This is a genomic window from Micromonospora sp. NBC_01739, from assembly GCF_035920385.1.
Classification (GTDB): Bacteria; Actinomycetota; Actinomycetes; order Mycobacteriales; family Micromonosporaceae; genus Micromonospora.
Genome location: NZ_CP109151.1, coordinates 3822352 through 3841449 on the forward strand (window position 1 = coordinate 3822352; position 19098 = coordinate 3841449).

A 19098-nucleotide genomic window follows, 5' to 3' on the forward strand; every position below is an offset into this window, starting at 1 on the left:
GGTTTCAGCAGCTAAAAAGTCAGCATCGCGCCATATGTCAGAAATCATATGAATCGGAGCAGGCTGCCGCGCGCCTGCTTCAACTGCTGCGGTTCGGCGGTGGGCATAGCTGATCTCTGGAGCGCCGCGACCAGGTTCTGGATGAAGCCACAGTAGGGGTTCGGCCTCCTTCCGACCGCTAGAAAGCCTCAGCCGTTCAGCTACGCCAAGGGCGCTGCATTCGCCAGCCGGTGCACCGACGCCGGTTCAACCCCACATACGGCCCGGCCTCGTTGTAGCCGTGGACCAGTTGCGCGGCGAGTGGCTGAACACCGCGAAGCAGGCGTTGAGCTCAGCAGAATCCACGGCGGCGAACCACCAACTCGGCAGGGTGGGCGGCCCGGTTCGAAACGACCGCAGGGCTTTCGATCTTGCGGATCTGTTGGACCCGTGCGGGCGTCCGGGCTCTCGCGGCCTGAAGCGTCGGCCGGTCGGACTCACCCCGCCAGTCACCACCTGCCAACGCCTCAAGTCATGGCCGAGGTCGACAGTGCGGGGCCACGCCGAAGGAGGAGACGGACCAAAGCTCCCCAGACCAACGTCAATAGACGATCGTTGCCAAATCGGGCGATGGGTGGCAGACTCAGCGCAAGCGCTCCCATCGACGTCCATGGATGTCTAGAACGGAGGATGCAAGTGCGATCACTCGAATCCGAACAGTCCGGCCGGCCGTCCCGGTCCGCTGCTCGCCGGCCCGCACGAGCGCTCGTCCTGCTGCTCGCCCTGGTGGTGGGGATGCTGCCCTGGGCCGGTACGGCCCAGGCCCACGGCACCATCGTCAACCCGGCCTCTCGTGCGTACCAGTGTTGGAAGACCTGGGGCAACAACCACATGAGCCCGCAGATGCAGCAGCAGGACCCGATGTGCTGGCAGGCCTTCCAGGCCAACCCGGACACCATGTGGAACTGGATGAGCGCGTTGCGTGACGGTCTCGGTGGGCAGTTCCAGGCCCGTACGCCGGACGGCCAGTTGTGCAGCAACGCGCTGTCGCGCAACAACAGCCTGAACCGGCCTGGGGCGTGGAAGACCACGAACATCAGCCGTAACTTCACCGTCCAACTGCACGACCAGGCTAGCCACGGCGCTGACTACTTCCGGGTCTACGTGAGCAAGCAGGGCTTCAACCCCGCTACCCAGCAACTCGGGTGGGGAAACCTCGATTTCATCACCCAGACCGGACGGTACGCACCGGCGCAGAACATCTCGTTCAACGTCTCGACCTCCGGCTACACCGGACACCACATTCTGTTCGTCATCTGGCAGGCGTCCCACCTCGACCAGGCGTACATGTGGTGCAGTGACGTAAACTTCGTCTAATCCACAATGGCCGATACATTCGGCGCGCCGCCGGCCCGGGACCTTGGCCTCCCGGGCCGGCGGTGTCTTTTCCGTCGTCAAACCCGACGGTGCCGGGACGGGAGCCCCTTGCCTGATCGATCTCCTTGTGTTGAGGTCACGAAGACGCTCAATCAGCGTACGTAGATCAACTGATCCCGTTCGCGACCCAGCGTAGGGATCGGTTGGATCTTCCATCGATGAGGAGGTTCCATGGCACGTCGCCGCTTTGCGGGGATAGCAGCAAGCGCCATTGTCCTACCGTTTCTCTATGTCATCGCCGCACCGGCGACCGCGTCGGCCGCTCCCGGCCCGCAGGTGGCGCCCAGCGCCGCCGCCGACACCGGCGGGCTCGTCAGTGACATCCGCGAACTGACCCGCAAGGACTTCACCTTCAACGGCAAGCCGGTGGAGGTGCCGACCCAGTACCAGCCGCCGGCCCAGTCTCGCCGGACGCAGGCCGCGGCCGAGACCCCGCCGGTCGGGACCGTACGCAACTGGTTGGCTCTCGACGACTACCAGGGTGTCATGTACCTCAAGCCGTACACCCTGCGTGGGGTGGGTGACAACATCGAGGTGTGGGTCGCCAACGACACCGAGTTCCCGGAGGGCGACTGCCGTCGGCAGATCCCGAACTCCACGGTGATCACCGATGCCCAGGTGAACCGCCTGGTCAGCGAGTTCGACACGAACATGTACCCGAAGTCGATCGCGGCCTTCAGCACCCCGCCGGAGCGCGACGGCAGCAACGCGCAGTTGGCCGGTGACTTCACCGGGGCCGGCAACCGTACGGTCACCCTCATCGACAACGTCCGGGACGACAACTTCTATGACTTCCCGGCCGCCCCCAGCTACATCGCCGGGTTCCACTTCTCGCTCTTCGACGAGCTGCTCGACCGCAACATCATGACGGTGGACGCCTTCGACTGGGCGCACCGCACCGGCGAGAACCCGCCGGACGAGCCCACGGACGACCTGTGCACCTCCCGGCCGGCCCGGCCGAACCTCTACGAGGGCGTCTTCATCCACGAGTGGCAGCACCTGGCGCACTACCACGCCGACCCCTTCGAGTCGGTCTGGCTGAACGAGGGACTGGCGGACTTCGCCCAGACGCTCGCCGGCTATGTGGACGCCCGGGCCCGGATCGACCAGCCCGGCACGGACAGCCACATCTACTGCTTCCAGGGCTTCGGTACGGTCCAGACGCCGTACAACACCAACCCTCGGGACTGTGGTGGCCCGGAGAACTCGATCAATCTGTGGAACGAGGGCAGCACCAGCAGTGGGGTGCTGGCCGACTACGGCAACGCGTACTCCTTGATCCTCTTCCTGTACGACCGCTACGGCCTGGACTTCATCTCCCGGCTGCACCAGGACGGCGAGCTTCAGGGATTGGCCAGCCTGAAGGCGGCGCTGGCCGACGAGGGCGTCAAGGACATGTACAAGGTGCTGCACGACTACCAGACGATGAACCTGGTGGACCGGGTCGTGGGCAACTCGAAGCTGGGCATCATGCTCGGCGTCGACAAGCGGCGGGTGACCACGGCCAGCCTGAACGCCACCGTGAACCTGGACAACCCGGCCTCGTACGCGACTCCGGGAGCCGCGCCCAACGGTGCCGACTACGTGCAGTTGCGCAAGGCCAACGGCAAGCCGCTGGGCCGGGGCGACCTGCGTTCGATCAAGTTCCAGGGCGCTAAGACCCTGCCGGCGATCCCGCTGGCCTGGACGACGGTGAACAATGACCCGGATCGTCCGGGCAACTCGGTGATCTGGTCCGGCAACGGCAACAGCACGGACGCCGCCGCCGTCACCCCGGTCACCGTGCCGGCCGCCAACCCGACCCTGACCTTCCTGGCGAAGTACGGCGCGGAGATCGGCTACGACTACGGCTACGTCAGCGTCTCCACCGACGGCGGCAAGTCGTACACCCCGATCGCCGGGGACAAGACCGTCAGCGGTCCGCTGGGCCCGGCGCTCAACGGCACCACCGACGGGTTCGAGCCGCACTCGTTCGACCTGTCGGCGTACGCCGATCAGCAGATCCTGCTGAGCTTCCGGTACGTCAGCGACGGTGGGGTCAACGAGGGTGGTGTGCTGATCGACGACATCACCGTGGGCGGCACCCTGGTCAGCGACGGGTCGAGCCTGGCACCGTTCGACTCGCCCTCGGAGATCTACCCGACCCCGGTGGCGAACTGGAACGTGCGGTTCATCGGTCTAGACGAGAAGAACAAGATCGCCTACCAGCACGAGGTGAACGGCAAGTCGAGCTTCACCCTCGGTGCGGTGCCGACCCTGGCCCTGCTGGCCTTCCCGAAGGTGGTCGCGATCGTCGCCTACGACGACCCGACCGAGCAGGTCACCCAGTACGCGCCGTACAAGCTGACGGTGAACAACGTGGTCCAGCCCGGCGGCGGCCCGCTGAGCTGATCCAGCCGAGAGGGAACGCCCGGTGCCGCGACCTGCGGCGCCGGGCGTTTCCGTTCCGGGGACCGGGGCCCGAACCGGCGGCGCGCCCCTCCCACGCTGCCTACCCTGACGGGCGAGGGCATCGTCGCAGGGCAAGCTGCCGGAGGACACCATGACCAACGCGATCGGTGAGGCACTGTCGGGGGTACGCGAGGTCGAGCTGACCGTGACCGGCCGCAGGACCGGACGGCAGATTCCCCGCCCGGTGTGGTTCGTGCAGCACGACGACAACGTCTTCCTGGTGCCGGTGACCGGCTCGGACACCCAGTGGTACAAGAACGTCCAGCAGATCCCGATGGTCGAACTGGCGGTCGACGGTGCCTCGTTGAGTTCCAGCGCCACCCCGATCACGGACAGCCGGCAGGTCGAGGACATCGTGGCCATGTTCCGCGACAAGTACGGCTCCGACGAGTTCGACTCCCTCTACCCCAAGCACGACGTGGCGGTGCAGGTCCCCCTGGGCTGAGGCCGTGATGGGATGCTGTGGGTCGATGCCGGCTGAGCCGGGCAGGTGCGGTCAGCGGCGGCGGGCCAGGGTGAGCACCATCAGCAGCGATCCGGCGGCGCCGCCGAGGACCACCACGGCCATCGGCAGGGCGGTGCCCTCCCCACCCAGACCGACCAGCGGCGCGGCGGCGGCGGCGATCACGGCCTGGATGCCGCCGAGCAGGGCGGCGGCGGTGCCGGCGTGGCTGCCGTGCCGGTCCAGGGCCAGGGCGGTGCCGTTGGGCATCACCATGCCGAGCGAGCCCAGGAAGAGGAAGAGGGCGGCCAGGACCAGCGGCCGGGAGTCCAGCAGCACTCCGGCCAGCAGACCGAGGGCGGCCAGCAGGCCGAGGCTCAGGCCGGTGATCAGCAGTGGGCGGGGGTTACGCCGGTCGAGTAGTCGGGCGTTGAGTTGGCCGGTGGCGAGCATGGCCAGGGCGTTGAGGCCGAAGATCAGGCTGTAGGCACCGGTGGACAGGCCGAAGACGTCCTGGAGGACGAAGGAGGACCCGGAGAGGTAGGCGAAGAGTCCGGCGAAGGCCAGGCCCTGGGTCACGGTGTATCCCAGGTAGATGCGGTCGGTGAGCAGGGTGCGGGCGGCCCGGGCGATCGCGGCCAGGCCCCCGGCGTTCCGCCGGGTGACCGGCAGGGTCTCCGGTAGCCGCCAGATGACGACCGTGCCGAGCAGGACCCCGATGATGGTCAGGGCGACGAAGATGATCCGCCAGTTGCCGAGGCCGAGCAGCAGCCCACCGAAGGCGGGGGCGGCCATCGGGGCCAGGCCGAAGATCAGGGTGAGGCGGGAGAAGTACTTGGCGGCGGCGCGGCCGGTGTAGAGGTCACGGACGATGGCGCGGGCCACGACCGTGCCCATCCCGCCGGCGAAGCCCTGGAGGAAGCGGGCCGCGGCGAAGGTCTCCGCGGTCGGCGCGAGGGTGCACAGCAGCGACACCAGGGTGTACGCGGCCACCCCGACCAGCACCGGTCGGCGCCGCCCCCAGCGGTCGCTGAGGGGACCGGTGACGAGTTGACCGACGGCCATGCCGATCAGGCAGGTGGTCAGGGAGAGCTGGATGGTCGCCTGGCTGGTGGACAGGTCGCGGGTCATCTCGGGCAGGGCCGGCAGGTAGGTGTCCAGCGTCAGGGGCCCGATGGCGGTGAGGCTGCCGAGCAGCACCAGCAGCCCGAGGGCGGCCCGGCCGGTGGGTACGGCGACTCGGTCCGGCGCGGGGGCGGTGGGCATGACGGTCTGCGGCATGGCGGCTACGATAGCTCTGCCTACAGAGGCATTTGCCGGAGACGGGGGCGCACTGTGACGGAGGAGACCCTCGCCGAACTCGGCGTGGCCCTGGGTGACCTGCACCGGGTGCTGCGCCGCACGGCCAGTCAGCGCACCGGTCGGCGGGTGCTGCCGGACGCGCAGGTGGAGGTGCTGCGCCTGGTGCAGCGCCAGCCCGGGATCAGTGTCCGGGAGGCCGCCGAGCGCCTGGGCACGGCCGCCAACACGGTGAGCACCCTAATCAGTGGGCTGACCTCGGCGGGGCTGCTGAGCCGGGAGCGGGATCCCGGCGATCGGCGTACCGTCCGGCTGGGCCTGACCGAGGCGGCGCGGGAGCGGATGGCCGCCTACAGCCAGCACCGCAGCGACCTGCTGGCCGACGCCCTGGCGCAGTTGGACCCCGATGACCGGGAGCGGCTGCTGGCCGCCGCACCGGCGCTGTCCCGACTGGCCGACCAGGTGGCCGAGCACCGCTGAGGACCGGCTCGGTGGGCCGAGCCGGTCCCCTGCGACGGCGGTCAGGCCGGCGGGGCCAGATCCTCGAACTCGGTGACCCGGCGGACATCCACCTCGACCTCGGCACCGGCGGCGATGAAGATGTCCGTGAACCGCTGAGCCCACTGCATCGCCTCGGCCTTGTCCCGCACCTGGAGCAGGGCGAACCCGGCGATCAGTTCCTTGGTCTCGGTGAACGGTCCGTCGGTCACGGTCGCCTTGCCCCCGGTGACGGTGATCCGGCCGGAGTCCACACTGCTGGGCCGCAGCCCTTCGGCGGCGAGCAGGACACCGGCCTGGTTGGCCTCCCCCATGAAGGCCCCCATCCGGGCGATGAAAGCCTCGTCCGGCTGCCACAGCTCGGGGGTCTGCTCGTCCAGCTTGTGCATGATCATGTAACGCATCGGTCGTCCCTCTTCTGGTTCTCGTCGATCGGTGGGGCCTGTCAGGCGGGCTGTCACTGACGCGTCGGGCGGCCCGACCGGGATTCGACATCGCCGCCGGAATTTCTTCCGGAGTCTTCTCAGCGCCTCGGCGGCCCTCCGGCGGCACAGTCCGCCGCCCGGTCACGCAGCAGCCGCTGTTCCCGGGCATTGCCGGTCAGCTCGGCCGCCCGGGTGAACTCCGCGGCGGCCTCCGCGTAGCGGCCGAGCTTGGCCAACAGGTCACCGAGCACGGCCGGCAACAGGTGGTAGCGGGCCAGCACCGGGTCCTCGACCAGGGTGCGGGCCAGGGCCAGGCCGGCGGCCGGCCCTTGCGCGAAGGAGACCGCGACCGCCCGGTTCAGTTCCACCACCGGCGAGGGTGCCACCCGTGCCAGCGCGGCGTAGGTCGCCGCGATCCGTCCCCAGTCGGTCTCCTGGGGGGTGCCCGCCCGGGCGTGGCAGGCCACGATCTCCGCCTGAAGGGTGTACGGCCCAGGCTGGTCCCCGCTCGCCCGGGCCCGCTCCAGCGCCGCCAGGCCCCGGCGGATGAGCAGCCGGTCCCAGCGTCGGCGGTCCTGCTCCAACAACAGCACCGGTTCCCCGGCTGCGTCGGTGCGCGCCCCGGTCCGGGAGGCCTGGATCTCCAGCAGGGCGGCCAGCCCGTGCACCTCCGGCTCGTTCGGCATCAGGGCCTGGAGCATCCGGGCCAGCCGCAGGGCGTCCTCGCAGAGGGCCGGACGCATCCAGTCCTGCCCGGCGGTAGCGGCGTACCCCTCATTGAAGATCAGATAGGTGACCTCCAGGACGCTGGCCAGGCGCTGCGGGCGTTCGGCCACCCCGGGCACCTCGAAGGGCACCTTGGCCTCGGCCAGGGTCTTCTTGGCCCGGGTGATCCGCTGGGCCATGGTGGACTCCGGCACCAGGAAGGCCCGGGCGATCTCCTCGGTCTTCAGGCCGCCGACCATCCGCAGGGTCAGGGCGGCGCGGGCCTGGGGGGTCAGCACCGGATGGCAGGCGGTGAAGATCAGTCGGAGCAGGTCGTCGTCGATGGTCTCCTCGAAGGCCGCGTCGAAGTCCGGGGTGAAGGTCTCCGCGCCGAGGTCGCGGCCGAGTTCGGCGACCTTGCGATCGCGTACCTGCCGACGCCGCAGACCGTCGATGGCCCGCCGCTTGCCGACCGCGGTCAGCCAGGCACCCGGATTGTTCGGTATGCCGTCGCGCGGCCACTGCTCCAGGGCGGCGACCAACGCGTCCTGGGCCAACTCCTCGGCCCAGGAGATGTCGCGTACCAACCCGGCCAGGGCGGCGATCACCCGTGCGGACTCGATCCGCCACACCGCGTCGATGGTCCGATTGACCTCGGTGACTCCCATGGCCGCATCAGACCAAACCGGTCAGCCCCGGGCAACCATCCGCCGCAAGGAGGCCCGTTTCGCCGAACTTGGGTCAGGTGAAGACGGTACGGCGGACCCCGCCGTGCAGGCCGCACGCCTTGGGGCTGCCACCGGCCAGGCTGATCTTGCCGTTGGCGCACTGCACCAGGTGACCCCGTCCCTGCCAGAACCCGGGCACACAGTCGAAGTGCTCGCACACCTCGGGGTCCGGCTTGCGGATCCGCTCACCGGCGCAGAAGTCGTACCCCATCGGGTTGACCGGGGCGCCGCAGCGTCCCTGGGGGGTGGGGCTGGCGCGGCGGGCCGGCGGTGAGCCGGAGAGCCGGGGCGCCTTCGAGGTGGCGGCCGGGGCCGGGGTGGCGGCCACCGCCCGCTCCCGGCCGGTCGGGCCCGAGGGGCCGGAGTTGGCCAGGGCCAGCGGCACCAGCACGGCCAGGGCGACCGCCACCACCGCGGTCCGCCTACCGCCCGGCAGCAGGGCCGAGAGCCGGGCCTGGGCGGGGGTGGCGATGCCCGGTCGGCACGGACGGGCCTTGGCGTGCTCGGCGATCAGTTCGTCGAGCTGGGCGATCACCGCCTCGCGCTGCTCGATGGCGTCGGCGAAGGCCAGGGTCAGCAGGAACCGGAACTCGGCCGCCGCGTCGGCGGGCAGCAACACCCCGGAGGTACGCCGCCGGTCGAGCACCTGGATCAGGGTGACCGGGGCCTGCGGGTCGTGGGCCAGGCCGGAGATCCGCCCGTACGCCCAGTCCCGCCGGCCGCGCCCACCTAGCAGCACCAGCCGCCGGTTGGTGATCACCGCTATGCCGGCGTCGGTGGCTCGTACCCCCTCGGGCAGCCGGCGGTGCATCCGCCGGGGCACCTCTCCGACGGTCAACTCCGGGGCGGGCAGCACGGCGATGTGCCGTACCTCCACCAGGCGGGCCGCCGGCACCACCCGGAGCACGATCTCGTCGGGGCCCAGTTCCAGCGGCAGCCCGGCACCCGCTGCGGCGGAACCGTGGCACTGTTCGGCCAGCGTACGCAGCCGGCGCAGTTCCTCGTCCCGTCGCCGCCAGGCCCCCTCGGCGCTGCGGAACAGCCGCCGTCGGCGCTCGTTCTGCCGGCGCGCCCACCGGTACCGCCAGGTCGAACCCGTCGAATCAGTCCTCGCCACGCCGACTCCTTCGCCGCGCATGTAGGCAACCGCAGGCCAGCAGAGGGGGTGTCACAGTGATTAACGGCGCAGGTCACCACCATGGACACGGCTGACCTGGGACGAATTACCCGATCGGGGGATTAACAAGGACGAGTTGGTGGTTTAACTCCTCCTGTCCGCCTTCGGACAAGGCCGGGTGTGACGCATCCAGCAGCGGTAGCGCCAATCAAGCGAACGAGTGGACGGACCCGTCGCCGAGGGCGGACGGGTGCATGACGAACGGCGCCACGAGATGAGCATCCCGACCCGCCGGCTCGACCGGGACACCGCCGACCTGCTCCTCGACGGCGATTCGAACGCCCTCAACCGGGCCGGACGGCTAGCCGCCCTGCTGCGGGCGCTGTGCGGGCCCGCCCGTCCCCACGAACTCGCCGGGGAACCCGCCGCGGTGGCCGCCTTCCTGGCCCGGCTGACCCGGCGGCGTCCCCCGTGACCCCCGCCGCAGACCGACGGCAGGGGTCAGGGTGACTCGACCTCGATGATGCGGAACCGGTGCACCTCGGCGCCGACGATGGCGACCTGCTGCTCCGGTTCCGGGCCGGAAGCGCGGAAGTCCAACAGTTGCTCCTCGGACTCCCACCGCTCGTAGACGTTGATCCGTCCCGGCTCCACCAGATCGGCGCTGATGGCGAAATCCACACAGCCGGGTGCCGACCTGGCCTGCTTGACGATCTCGACACAGGTGGCCAGGTAGTCGTCCCGCTCGACGGGATCGACATACAACGTGCCGGCGACTATCAACACCTTCGGACCTCCGCGGATCGGGACATCGACCACGCCAGTCATACTCCCCCGCCCCGACATCTCCCGGCCCTCGAACCGGCGATCAGCCACCCCCAGGTCACGCCCGGGTGATCGCGTTGGCGTGGATCGCCTCGTTCAGGTACGCCCCCAACCCCGGCGCCATGGCCTCGTAATGGGCCAGGAACCGCTCGTCGGCGACATACATGTCGGCCAGCCCGGTGTGAATCTCGTACGAGCACTCGTAGAACCATCGGCTGATGTGCTGCCGGTGCTCCTCGGCCAACTCCATCGCCGCCGGGCTGTCCGCCGGGGCCCCGGAGGCCATCAGCGCGACCATCCGCCGCCCCCAGTCCTCGGACTCCTCCTTGATCCGCAGCCAGTCCGCCTTGGCGTAGCCGGACACCCGACGATTCGACTCCCGGAACTCCTGCGTGCCGCCCCAGCGCTGCTCCGCCTCCTCGGCATGCGCCTCCGGCTCGAAGTCACCGAACACCTCGAAACGCTCCTGCGGGGTCAGTGGAATGTTCAACTTGCTCGCCTCCATCGCAAACTCGATCGCCGTGACCATCTCCTGCAACCGCTTGATCCGTACCGTCAGCAGCTCGTGCTGACGGCGCAGATGCGCGTCCCGGTCACCGGCCGGGTCGGCGAGGATCTCGGCGATCTGCTCCAGCGGGAACCCCAGCTCGCGGTAGTACCGGACCAGTTGCAGCCGCTCCAGGTCCGCCTCGCTGTAGCGGCGGTAGCCGGCGGCGGTGCGCCCGCTGGGCGACAGCAACCCGATCTGGTCGTAGTGGTGCAGCGCCCGCACGGTCACCCCGGCCAGCTTGGCGACCTGACCCACGGTGTACGCCATGGTTCCCTCCCTTCGGCAACCACGGTCCCGCCTGCCGTTACGTGAGGGTCAAGTCCGATTCTGCGACATCGGCCACGGGGGCGGGGCCGCAGCGGGCCAGGACGGTACGCAACTCGTCCAGGGCGGCGGGCCGCCCGTACCGGTAGCCCTGCCCCTGCACGCAGCCGATCGCGGCCACCGCGTCGTGCTGCCGCTCGGTCTCCACCCCCTCGGCCACCACCCCCAGGCCGTACGCCCCGGCCAACCGGGTGACCATCTCCACCGTGGCGTACGCCCGGGTGTCCTCGGAGAGCCGGGCCACGAAGGACCTGTCGATCTTCAACTCGGTGGCCGGGATCCGGTGCAGGTAGCTCAGCGAGGAGTAGCCGGTGCCGAAGTCGTCGATGGCGATCCGGATGCCCAGCTCACGGAGTTGACTCAGCCGGTCGAGCACCGCCTCGCTGCCCTCGATCAACGCCGACTCGGTCAGCTCCAGGGTCAGGGCCCGCGGGGCCAGTCCGGCCCCCGCGGTGGCCTCGGTGACGGTGGCGATGAGATCCGGTCGGCGCAGGTGGGAGGCCGCGATGTTCACCGCCACGGTGGCCGCCGGAACCCGGTCCTGCCAGGTGGCCGCCGCCCGACACGCCTCCTGGATCACCCACCGGTCGATCGGCAGGATCAGCCCGGTCTCCTCGGCCAGCGGCAGGAACCGCCCCGGGCTCAGGGTGCCCAGCCGGGGATGACGCCACCGCACCAACGCCTCGGCGCTGCGTACCGTGCCGGTGGCCAGGTCCACGATCGGCTGGAACTCCAGGTGCAACTGCTGCTCGTCGACCGCCCGCCGCAGGTCGGCGATCAGCTCCGCCCGGCTGACCGCGGACTCCCGCAGGGCCGGGGTGCACCGCCGGTACGCCGACTTGCCGGCCGCCTTGGCCGCGTACATCGCGATGTCGGCATCACGCAGCAGATCCGTGTACGACTCGTGCTGCGGCCCGTACTCGGCGATGCCGATGCTGGCCGAGGGGTGGACCCCGACCACCTCCTCCCCGGCCGAGGGGTGCAGGGAGGCCAACAACCGCTCCGCCAACCCCTCCGGGGTGGCCGCGCGACCGGTGACCAGCACCGCGAACTCGTCCCCACCGATCCGGGCGATCAGCCCGTCGTCGGCCACCGCCCCCCGCATCCGGCTCGACAGGCCGGTCAGCAGGTTGTCCCCGGTGGTGTGCCCGAACCGGTCGTTGACCTGCTTGAAGCCGTCCAGGTCGAGCAGCAGGACGGCGACCGGCTGGGCACCACCCAGGGCGGACCGCAGCCGGCGGATGAAGGCCAACCGGTTGGGCAACCCGGTGAGCTGGTCGACATAGGCGAGTTGCCGCAGCCGCCCCACCAGACGCAGGTTCTCGTTGGCCGCCAGGATCTGTCGCACCGCCAACGCCGCCAGCAGGGCCAGCAGGGCCAGGAAGACCGGCAGCGGGCTGTGCCCGGAGACGTCCCGGGCCAGCAGGGCCGCCACGATCACCCCACCCACCGGCAGGTACGGCAGGGTCACCCGCCACCACGGCGGCAGCGGCGCCTCGCTGGCCTCCTCGCCCTGATCACACCGCTGCGGGGCGGGAAGCAGGGTGGCCGCCCCGATCAGCAGGTAGCTCAGCGGCCAGAGCACGTCGACCAGGGTGCCGGTCTGGTAGGTGCCGGCGGCCATCCAGGACACGTACATGGCGTCGGCCACCAGGGCCACGTTGCGGAACAGCAGCAGCCAGCCGATCGGAATCAACGCCAGCCCGACGATCAACCCGTCGAGCAGGGCCAACGCCCGCCCCAGGGAGGTACGCGGCGCGGTCAGCGCACACAGCACCGCTACCGTCCCGGTCAGCAGACTCGCCGTGAAGATCAGCCCGACCGGCAGGGTGTGCGGCAGTTCCTGACCGGCCAGCCGTTGGACGGTCCACAGTGCCCGGCCGGCCACCGAGAGCAGCATGGTGGCGGCCAGCAGCAGCCAGAACCGACGCAACGGCCGCGGATGCCGGCGGGCGGCCCCCACACAGGCCAGTGCCGCCCAGCCGGCCACGATGAGCGCACCGAGGTCACTGACCAGGGCCGCACCCGGCAGGGCCAGGGCCAACCAGATGGTCTCGACGGCCACGACCGCGCCTGCGGCGAGCACCCCGACGCGGGCTGACCGGGACTGCCCGGCCGACCCCGCAGGTGCCTGCTCGATGTCCATCCGCGACACGTCGTGGCTCCGGCTTTCTCTCGATCGCGCACCCTCGACGGCGAGGACCGGTCCTGGCAAATCCGGAAAAGACTAGCCATGCCGACGACCGCGCCGCCAGATCCAGCCGGGCGGAGTCCGCAACCCGACGGACCCTGCGATCAATTGATCATCGTCATCGGTTAGCGGGAGGCCACGCTGGGCGACGATCACCTGCCCCCGGGGTCTATCTCCACTCCTCCTCGGGGCGCGGCAGATGTTCCGACCACCCTTCGCCGGTCGGGCCGGGAGGACCCCCGTGGGTCCAGGGGGTCTCCTCCACCGCCGGGAAGGTCCCGGCCGGTACGTACGCCTCACTGAGGGTGGTGTAGCACAGCCGCTCCCCCACCTCAGGCACGCTGCCCGGGGTGGCGGTCAACCCGCGACCCATCCCGCCGGAGAGCTCCAACACCACCTCGGTCCTGCCCTCGGCCCCCGGAGTCACGAAGACCACCCGCGCCTTCTGCCCCGGCCGAGTCGGGCTGGACAGCGCCGCACCGACCCCCACCAGCACCGGATCGGTGGTGACCACCTGGATCCGAGGACGCAACACCGGCCGTCGACCACTGTCGTCGACCCGCCCCGGATCGGCCAACACCACCTCCCCGACGAAGGCCTCCCCGGTCAACCGGTACTCGGCCATCACCAACGGATCGTCGTAGGCGCGCTGCACCGCGTACCGGGCTGCGGCCCGTTCCAGCCGATGCAGCCGGGCGGCCGCCGCCACCGCACCGTCGCGGCGCGGTTGGGGTGCACCCTCGGCGTCGACATGCTCGGCGTAGGCGGTGAAGGCGTCCCGGTCACCCTCCCACCGGGCGGGCACCCGGGCGCCGGGCGGCAGCGCCCGCAACAACCCCACCCCGCGCCACATCAGCTCCCAGGTGGGCGTCAACTGGTCGCGCAGCAACTTCTCCAGCTCCGCGTACGCCTCACCCCGGGCCACCTCGTCCGCCTCGGCGGCCGCGTACGCCTCGATGGCCGGGGCCAGCCGCTCGTTGTCGAAACCCGGGTCGGTGGCCGGACCGGCGGGCGGACACCGGACCGGATCCTCGGCGTACGCCGCCGCCTCGGCACCGGTCATCCCGGACGGCGGGGCGATCCACCCGAGCAGGGCCGGCAGGTGCAGGTCCTCCACCGCGCTCTGCCCGGTAGCCCAGTGCAGACTCAACGCCTGGGTCATCGCCACCAGGGTCGCCGAGCCCGGATGCTCGGCCCGCTCGGCGAAGAAGGTCAGCCACCGCCCCAGCAACGGCACCTGCGGCGGCACCGGATACTCCCCGTCGACCCGCCGGAACCGGGTGGCCCGACCCAGCAGCCGCAGGAAGGTAACCCCGGCCGGATTCGGCACCAGCACCTGGGGTGCGTCCAGGTAGCGGTACCGCACCTCCCGTCCCCGGTCGACCGACACCGCCTCGTTGGCGCCCTGATGAGAGTCCACATAGGGCAGTACAGTGGCCGCCAACTCGGCCACGAAGGCGAACCGCTGATCCCGGTTACGCGGCTGCGGCACGATCAGCAGCCGCCCCTCGCCCGGTGCCGCGCCGACCATCGCCGCCAGCGGGGCGTTCGCCTCCCCCGCCATGGCCAGGGGCACCAACACCAGGGGCCGCCGCGACAGATGCAGGTGCCGGACGGTGGCGACCGGCTGGGCCACCCCGGCGGCCACCGCCTGCGCCGCCGCCAACGCCCGCAAGCTACTCATGCCGCCCCACCGAGGGCTTCGGTGCGCAGGCGGGCGGCGGTGCGGAGCAGGGTCGCGGCCTCGGCCCGCTGGGGGTCGGCCACCGGGTCACCGGCGGCCAGCGCCAGAACCTCCTCCACCCGGTCGATGCCGCCGAGGGCCTCGCGGACCGGACGGCCCAGCGCCCCGGTCTGCCCGCGCGCCTCGTGCCGACAGAAGTACGCCAACTCGCAGGCGGCCAGGCAATCCGGGGCGTAGCGGGCCGGCACCTGGGACAGCGCCGCTACCAGGGCCGCCGGGTCAGCGGCCGGATCGGCGGTGAAATCGGCGGGTACGGCAGCCAGCAACTCGTCGAGCTGATCCATCCGGTCCAGTTGTCGGCGTACCACCAGCAGTTGCTTGCGGACGTCCAGCAGGTGGGCCACCGGCTGGTTGGTGAAGTCGCGCGGGCAGATCAGCACCACCTCGTGCGACACCAGCTGCGGATCGTGCCCCCGCGCGGCGAGCAGCTCCCGCAGGGCCAGCACGTACACCGCCGACTGGATCGCCGCGGCGGCCAGCTTGGCCCCGTCGGCCTGCCCGTCGACGACCGGGAAAGACTTGATCTCGACCACGTGGAACCGGCCGCCCAGCCGCGCGGCCACCAGGTCCGGTTCCAGATGCACCCGCCGCCCGGCGACCTCCAACCCCAACAACGGATGATCGAACAACGCCGCAGCCTGGGCCTGGTCCGGGTCCGCCTGGCCGGGCGTCGATGCCGGGTCGATGCCCTGCGCCTGGCCCGGGACCGGCACTTCCGGCTCGTGCACCTGCGGTGTCACGGCTGCGGTGAGCAGGGCGGCGGAGCGCTGCGCCCGATCGGCCACCTCCTCGCCGGCACCGAGATCGGTCCAGCTAGCCACCGCCGGCACCGCGACCCCGAGCCGCTCGGCCACCAGGCGCAGCAACTCGGCACCCCCGTCGGCCTTCACCTGCGCCTCGAACGCGTTACCCCGGGTGATGGCGAACCGGGATTGGCCGAACCGGGCGGGAAAGCCAATCCGCTCGGCCACCGACGGCTTGTCCACCCCAGCCCCGTCCAGGATCGCCCGGCGGTTGCAACCCGGGTTACCGGTCAACGCCGCGATCGTCCGGGCGTTGTGCCGCCGCGGCGGCAATCCACCCCGAATCGCCGCCAACCGCTGCTCGCTGCTCGTCACGACACGCCACCCTAGCCGTTACCTCTCAGTGCGTTTTGGTGAGCACATGATTGGTAGTCCCGCCTTGCGGTGGGACGGTCCCGGTCTGACCGACTGGTGTCGTGCCGGGTTCATAGAGCGCCAAAGACTGCTGACATCACCGCAGTTGTCAATCCCCACCCTCCCCGCCACCCCTCCCCCGCGCCCCACCCCCCGCCCTCACCCCGCCGATCTAGCACTTCCGGTCGCCAATACACGCTCACGCCCGAAACACCCCGTTGATCATGAGGTTGACGGCAGTGTGGAGATCAACGACTGCCGCCAACCTCATGATCAACGGGGCGAATCGGCGCGGGAGGGTGGGGGTGGGGTGGGGGGAGAGAGCGGGTTAGGGGGTGGGGAGCCAGATGGGTTGCCAGTTGGGGATCTCGTGGAAGCGGCGTAGTTCGGCTAGGCCGGAGACGGAGCCGGACCAGGCGGCGTACGGAGGGTTCTGCTCGTCGAAGCCGCTCTGCACGAAGGTGAGCCTGGTCTTGCCGTCGGACTCGGCCAGTTCAAAGGTCGTCACGCCGGGTGCTCCCCAGTCGACGGACATCCGCCGGCCCGGCTCCAGGTCGACGATCTTGGCGGCGTCACCGTGCTCGAGGCCGCCCATGGCGTACCGGCCACCGACCCAGGGCTCGATGCCGATCGGGTAGCCGAACCAGGCGGTCACCTGCTCCGAGTCGGTAAGCGACTCCCAGACCTTGTCGGCCGGGGCGTTGATGACCATTTCGGCGCGGAAATCGGCGCTGGTGAAGTCCGTCTTCGGCAGCAGTGGGCTGCCTTCCAGGTGGGCGCCCAGGTTGGCGGTCGCCAGCGCCCAGTAGGTCAGGAGCACCCCCCGGATGCTGGTGCCGTTGACGACGTCGTTGAAGTCGTAGTGGGTCTGCGACAGGTGCAGCACGGTGACGTCCGGCCCGTCCGGACTCAGGGTGATCTCGGTGGTGGTCTCCTCACCGTCGAGTAACCAGGCGAAGCGCAGCCGCTCGTCGTCGACGTGCAGCAGTCGCTGGTGCGGGGCCTCGCCCTCGGGGGTGTAGCGGCCCCAGAACTCGTACCGCTTCGGCAGGTCGACCTCAACATGCTCGGCCAGCCAGATCCGCAACTCGGCCGGATCGGTCAGGGCTTGGTGCACCCGCGCGATCGGTGCGGTCAGGCGTACGGCGAAGGTCATCGGTTCAGTCACGGTCGGTCTCCTTCGGGTAGCAGGCCACGGCGAGTTTGAAGGCGTCACCTTCGGCGCCGCCGTAGCGGGTGAACAACTCCTGTAACGCGGACTGGAGGTCGTGCAGGAATTCCTGCCGGCGCTCGGCCGGCACCCGGATCTCGCCGGAGACGCCGATCGAGGGCAGTTCGGGTGCGCTGCGGTCGAGGGCGGCGACGTCGGCCTGGACCTCTTCCATCAGGTCCAGCAGGTAGCCCAGGCTCAACTCGTCGCGGGTGCGACGCAGCCCGATCCGCCCCACCACCCGGGGCGAGAGCCAGTACGACCGGGCGGCGGCCTGGTAGATGCCCTCGGTGATGCCGCGGACCTTGCGCTGGTCGACCTGCTCCACCAGCCCGGCCCCGACCAGCTGCTTGACGTGGTAGTAGACCCGCTGCGGGGTCTGCTCCAGTCGGGCGGCCACCTCGGTGCAGGTGCGCGGCTCGGCCAACTGCCGCAGCACCTCGACACGCTGCGGCTTGAGCAGGGTCTCGGCCTGCTCGATCTGCTCCAGGTACAGGACGTCTCTCATGGCAAAAATCAGCTTGTACGTACAAAATCTGTTTGTCAATCGATTCGACGAAGGCCGCGCCGGGCGATTCCGACGCGGCCTTCATCGATCAGGAGGTCAGGAGATCAGTGGGTCAGGCCAGCCAGTCCGGGCGCAGCGGGTAGCCGTTCACCCCGTCGGGGCCGTTGCGGGTGGCCACGACCTGGTGCAGTTGGATGCCGTTGCGTTCGAAGGCCAACCGCGAACCGGCCATGTAGAGCCCCCACACCCGGGCCGTGCCGGTGCCCACCTCGCCGACGCAGAAATCCCAGTGCTCGACCAGGTTGCGGCACCAGGCCGCCAGGGTCAGGGCATAGTGCTGGCGCAGGTTCTCCTCATGGTGCACCTCCAGCCCGACATCGTGGATCTCGCTGATCAGCCGACCCGGGCCGGCCAACTCGCCGTCCGGGAAGACGTACCGGTCGATGAAGGCTCCGGAGCGGTGCGGCGCCCGGTTGTCCGCCCGGGTGATGCAGTGGTTGAGCAGACGCCCCTCCGGCCGCAGCCGGTCGGCCAGGGCACCGAAGTACGCCGGATAGTTGCGGACCCCGATGTGCTCGGTCAGGCCGATCGAGGAGACCGCGTCGAACTGCTCGGGTGGGGCGTCCCGGTAGTCCAGGTGCCGCACCTCGGCCAGCCCGGTCAAGCCCTCCCGCTCGATCGCGGCCTGGGCCCACTGCGCCTGCGCCCGGGACAACGTCACCCCCAGGGCCTTGACCCCGTACTCCCGGGCCGCGTGCCGGACCATGCCGCCCCACCCGCACCCCACATCCAGCAGCCGCATCCCCGGGCGCAGCGCCAGCTTGCCCGCCACCAGGTCGTACTTGCTGGCCTGGGCCTGTTCCAGGGTGTCGTCGGGGCTGCGGTACACCGCGCAGGTGTAGGTCATCGAGGGTCCCAACACCTTCTCGTAGAAGGCGTTGGACACGTCGTAGTGGTGGGAGATGGCGCTGCTGTCGCGCAGGCGCGAATGCCGCAGCCCACTCATCACCCGCTTCCAGCGCGGCACCGCCTCCTGCGGCGGGGGCGGCGGCGGCAGCAGGCGCTCCCAGCCCAGCTCGCGTACCAGGGCCAGCCCCTCGGCCAGGGCCGGTGGGCGCAGCCGCAACTCGTCCTTGAACACCCGCAACGCCTCGTAGGGATCGCCCGGGTGCACCCCCTGGATGGCCAGATCCCCGCTGACGTACGCCCGCGCCATGCCCAGGTCACCCGGAGCGGTGAGCAGGTACGACAGCCCTCGCTCGGTGCGGATCGACAGGGTGATGCCGGAATCGGTGGGCCCGATGGCGCTGCCGTCGTAGCCGGTGACCCGCACCGGCAGGGGTCCTGCGGTGACCGCCCGGACGACGTCCGCCACGGTCGGTCCGCGCCGCCCGGACCCCGGCGGCGGGGTGGCGGCGGCGCCGGCTGTTCCCTGGTCTCGGTCCGTCAGGCTCATGCCGGCACTCCGTTCCGCGCCGCATCCACGCCGAGCCTGATGATTCGCTCGC

General features: G+C 70.4%; 17 protein-coding genes. 5 read left to right on the top strand and 12 right to left on the bottom strand.

Annotated elements, in window-relative coordinates:
* The first annotated feature begins 669 nt into the window (after nucleotides 1–669).
* From OIE53_RS17135 to OIE53_RS17145, 3 genes are all read left to right on the top strand, one after another.
* Nucleotides 670–1356, top strand: a complete 687-nt coding sequence (locus OIE53_RS17135) for a lytic polysaccharide monooxygenase auxiliary activity family 9 protein (RefSeq protein ID WP_327022545.1) — start codon at nucleotides 670–672, stop codon at nucleotides 1354–1356.
* Nucleotides 1357–1587: 231 nt separating this feature from the next.
* Nucleotides 1588–3807, top strand: a complete 2220-nt coding sequence (locus OIE53_RS17140; protein WP_327022546.1) for a choice-of-anchor J domain-containing protein — start codon at nucleotides 1588–1590, stop codon at nucleotides 3805–3807.
* Nucleotides 3808–3958: 151 nt separating this feature from the next.
* Entirely contained in the window at nucleotides 3959–4312 is a 354-nt protein-coding gene (locus OIE53_RS17145; RefSeq protein ID WP_327022547.1) for a nitroreductase/quinone reductase family protein, read from the top strand.
* Nucleotides 4313–4363: 51 nt separating this feature from the next.
* Here the strand turns inward: OIE53_RS17145 and OIE53_RS17150 are convergent, their stop codons facing one another.
* Nucleotides 4364–5590, bottom strand: coding sequence for a multidrug effflux MFS transporter (locus tag OIE53_RS17150; protein WP_393337452.1), 1227 nt, complete (start codon nucleotides 5588–5590; stop codon nucleotides 4364–4366).
* Between the two features lie 54 nt (nucleotides 5591–5644).
* Between OIE53_RS17150 and OIE53_RS17155 the strand changes: the two genes are divergently transcribed.
* Complete coding sequence (locus OIE53_RS17155) at nucleotides 5645–6088, top strand: MarR family winged helix-turn-helix transcriptional regulator (RefSeq protein WP_327022548.1); 444 nt, start codon at nucleotides 5645–5647, stop codon at nucleotides 6086–6088.
* 41 nt (nucleotides 6089–6129) lie between these two features.
* On the opposite strand, the gene OIE53_RS17160 is transcribed toward OIE53_RS17155, so the two are convergent.
* The 3 genes from OIE53_RS17160 to OIE53_RS17170 all read right to left on the bottom strand — a co-directional run bounded on the left by OIE53_RS17160 (nucleotide 6130) and on the right by OIE53_RS17170 (nucleotide 9081).
* Entirely contained in the window at nucleotides 6130–6510 is a 381-nt protein-coding gene (locus tag OIE53_RS17160) for a YciI family protein (RefSeq protein WP_327022549.1), read from the bottom strand.
* Nucleotides 6511–6629: 119 nt separating this feature from the next.
* A complete protein-coding gene (locus tag OIE53_RS17165) occupies nucleotides 6630–7904 on the bottom strand; it encodes an RNA polymerase sigma factor (RefSeq protein ID WP_327022550.1) in 1275 nt (424 codons plus the stop codon).
* A gap of 73 nt (nucleotides 7905–7977) precedes the next feature.
* Entirely contained in the window at nucleotides 7978–9081 is a 1104-nt protein-coding gene (locus tag OIE53_RS17170; RefSeq protein WP_327022551.1) for a hypothetical protein, read from the bottom strand.
* Nucleotides 9082–9301: 220 nt separating this feature from the next.
* Between OIE53_RS17170 and OIE53_RS17175 the strand changes: the two genes are divergently transcribed.
* Nucleotides 9302–9556: a hypothetical protein gene (locus OIE53_RS17175; protein WP_327022552.1), complete on the top strand. Its 255-nt coding sequence runs from the start codon at nucleotides 9302–9304 to the stop codon at nucleotides 9554–9556.
* Nucleotides 9557–9582: 26 nt separating this feature from the next.
* Here the strand turns inward: OIE53_RS17175 and OIE53_RS17180 are convergent, their stop codons facing one another.
* The 8 genes from OIE53_RS17180 to OIE53_RS17215 form a co-directional block, all read right to left on the bottom strand.
* Nucleotides 9583–9909 carry a putative quinol monooxygenase gene (locus tag OIE53_RS17180; RefSeq protein ID WP_327022553.1) on the bottom strand — a complete coding sequence of 109 codons (327 nt, stop codon included), beginning with the start codon at nucleotides 9907–9909 and terminating at the stop codon, nucleotides 9583–9585.
* 55 nt (nucleotides 9910–9964) lie between these two features.
* Nucleotides 9965–10723, bottom strand: a complete 759-nt coding sequence (locus OIE53_RS17185) for a MerR family transcriptional regulator (protein ID WP_327022554.1) — start codon at nucleotides 10721–10723, stop codon at nucleotides 9965–9967.
* Nucleotides 10724–10760: 37 nt separating this feature from the next.
* Nucleotides 10761–12926, bottom strand: coding sequence for a putative bifunctional diguanylate cyclase/phosphodiesterase (locus tag OIE53_RS17190; protein ID WP_327022555.1), 2166 nt, complete (start codon nucleotides 12924–12926; stop codon nucleotides 10761–10763).
* A gap of 214 nt (nucleotides 12927–13140) precedes the next feature.
* A complete protein-coding gene (locus OIE53_RS17195) occupies nucleotides 13141–14655 on the bottom strand; it encodes a hypothetical protein (protein ID WP_327022556.1) in 1515 nt (504 codons plus the stop codon).
* Nucleotides 14652–15833, bottom strand: a complete 1182-nt coding sequence (locus tag OIE53_RS17200) for a hypothetical protein (protein ID WP_327022557.1) — start codon at nucleotides 15831–15833, stop codon at nucleotides 14652–14654. Before OIE53_RS17200 ends, OIE53_RS17195 begins: the two co-directional genes overlap by 4 nt.
* Before the next feature lie 367 nt (nucleotides 15834–16200).
* Nucleotides 16201–17040 carry an SRPBCC family protein gene (locus OIE53_RS17205; protein ID WP_327022558.1) on the bottom strand — a complete coding sequence of 280 codons (840 nt, stop codon included), beginning with the start codon at nucleotides 17038–17040 and terminating at the stop codon, nucleotides 16201–16203.
* On the bottom strand, nucleotides 17033–17590 hold the full coding sequence (locus OIE53_RS17210) for a helix-turn-helix domain-containing protein (protein WP_327022559.1): 558 nt from the start codon (nucleotides 17588–17590) through the stop codon (nucleotides 17033–17035). Before OIE53_RS17210 ends, OIE53_RS17205 begins: the two co-directional genes overlap by 8 nt.
* A gap of 112 nt (nucleotides 17591–17702) precedes the next feature.
* Entirely contained in the window at nucleotides 17703–19046 is a 1344-nt protein-coding gene (locus OIE53_RS17215) for a class I SAM-dependent methyltransferase (RefSeq protein ID WP_327022560.1), read from the bottom strand.
* Nucleotides 19047–19098: the final 52 nt, after the last annotated feature.

Bases quoted from the DNA above. Each gene is read 5' to 3' on its own strand.
- OIE53_RS17135 (WP_327022545.1), top strand. From the start codon at position 670: ATGCAAGTGCGATCACTCGAATCCGAACAGTCCGGCCGGCCGTCCCGG.
- OIE53_RS17140 (WP_327022546.1), top strand. From the start codon at position 1,588: ATGGCACGTCGCCGCTTTGCGGGGATAGCAGCAAGCGCCATTGTCCTA.
- OIE53_RS17145 (WP_327022547.1), top strand. From the start codon at position 3,959: ATGACCAACGCGATCGGTGAGGCACTGTCGGGGGTACGCGAGGTCGAG.
- OIE53_RS17150 (WP_393337452.1), bottom strand. From the start codon at position 5,590: ATGCCGCAGACCGTCATGCCCACCGCCCCCGCGCCGGACCGAGTCGCC.
- OIE53_RS17160 (WP_327022549.1), bottom strand. From the start codon at position 6,510: ATGCGTTACATGATCATGCACAAGCTGGACGAGCAGACCCCCGAGCTG.
- OIE53_RS17165 (WP_327022550.1), bottom strand. From the start codon at position 7,904: ATGGGAGTCACCGAGGTCAATCGGACCATCGACGCGGTGTGGCGGATC.
- OIE53_RS17180 (WP_327022553.1), bottom strand. From the start codon at position 9,909: ATGACTGGCGTGGTCGATGTCCCGATCCGCGGAGGTCCGAAGGTGTTG.
- OIE53_RS17185 (WP_327022554.1), bottom strand. From the start codon at position 10,723: ATGGCGTACACCGTGGGTCAGGTCGCCAAGCTGGCCGGGGTGACCGTG.
- OIE53_RS17190 (WP_327022555.1), bottom strand. From the start codon at position 12,926: ATGGACATCGAGCAGGCACCTGCGGGGTCGGCCGGGCAGTCCCGGTCA.
- OIE53_RS17195 (WP_327022556.1), bottom strand. From the start codon at position 14,655: ATGAGTAGCTTGCGGGCGTTGGCGGCGGCGCAGGCGGTGGCCGCCGGG.
- OIE53_RS17210 (WP_327022559.1), bottom strand. From the start codon at position 17,590: ATGAGAGACGTCCTGTACCTGGAGCAGATCGAGCAGGCCGAGACCCTG.
- OIE53_RS17215 (WP_327022560.1), bottom strand. From the start codon at position 19,046: ATGAGCCTGACGGACCGAGACCAGGGAACAGCCGGCGCCGCCGCCACC.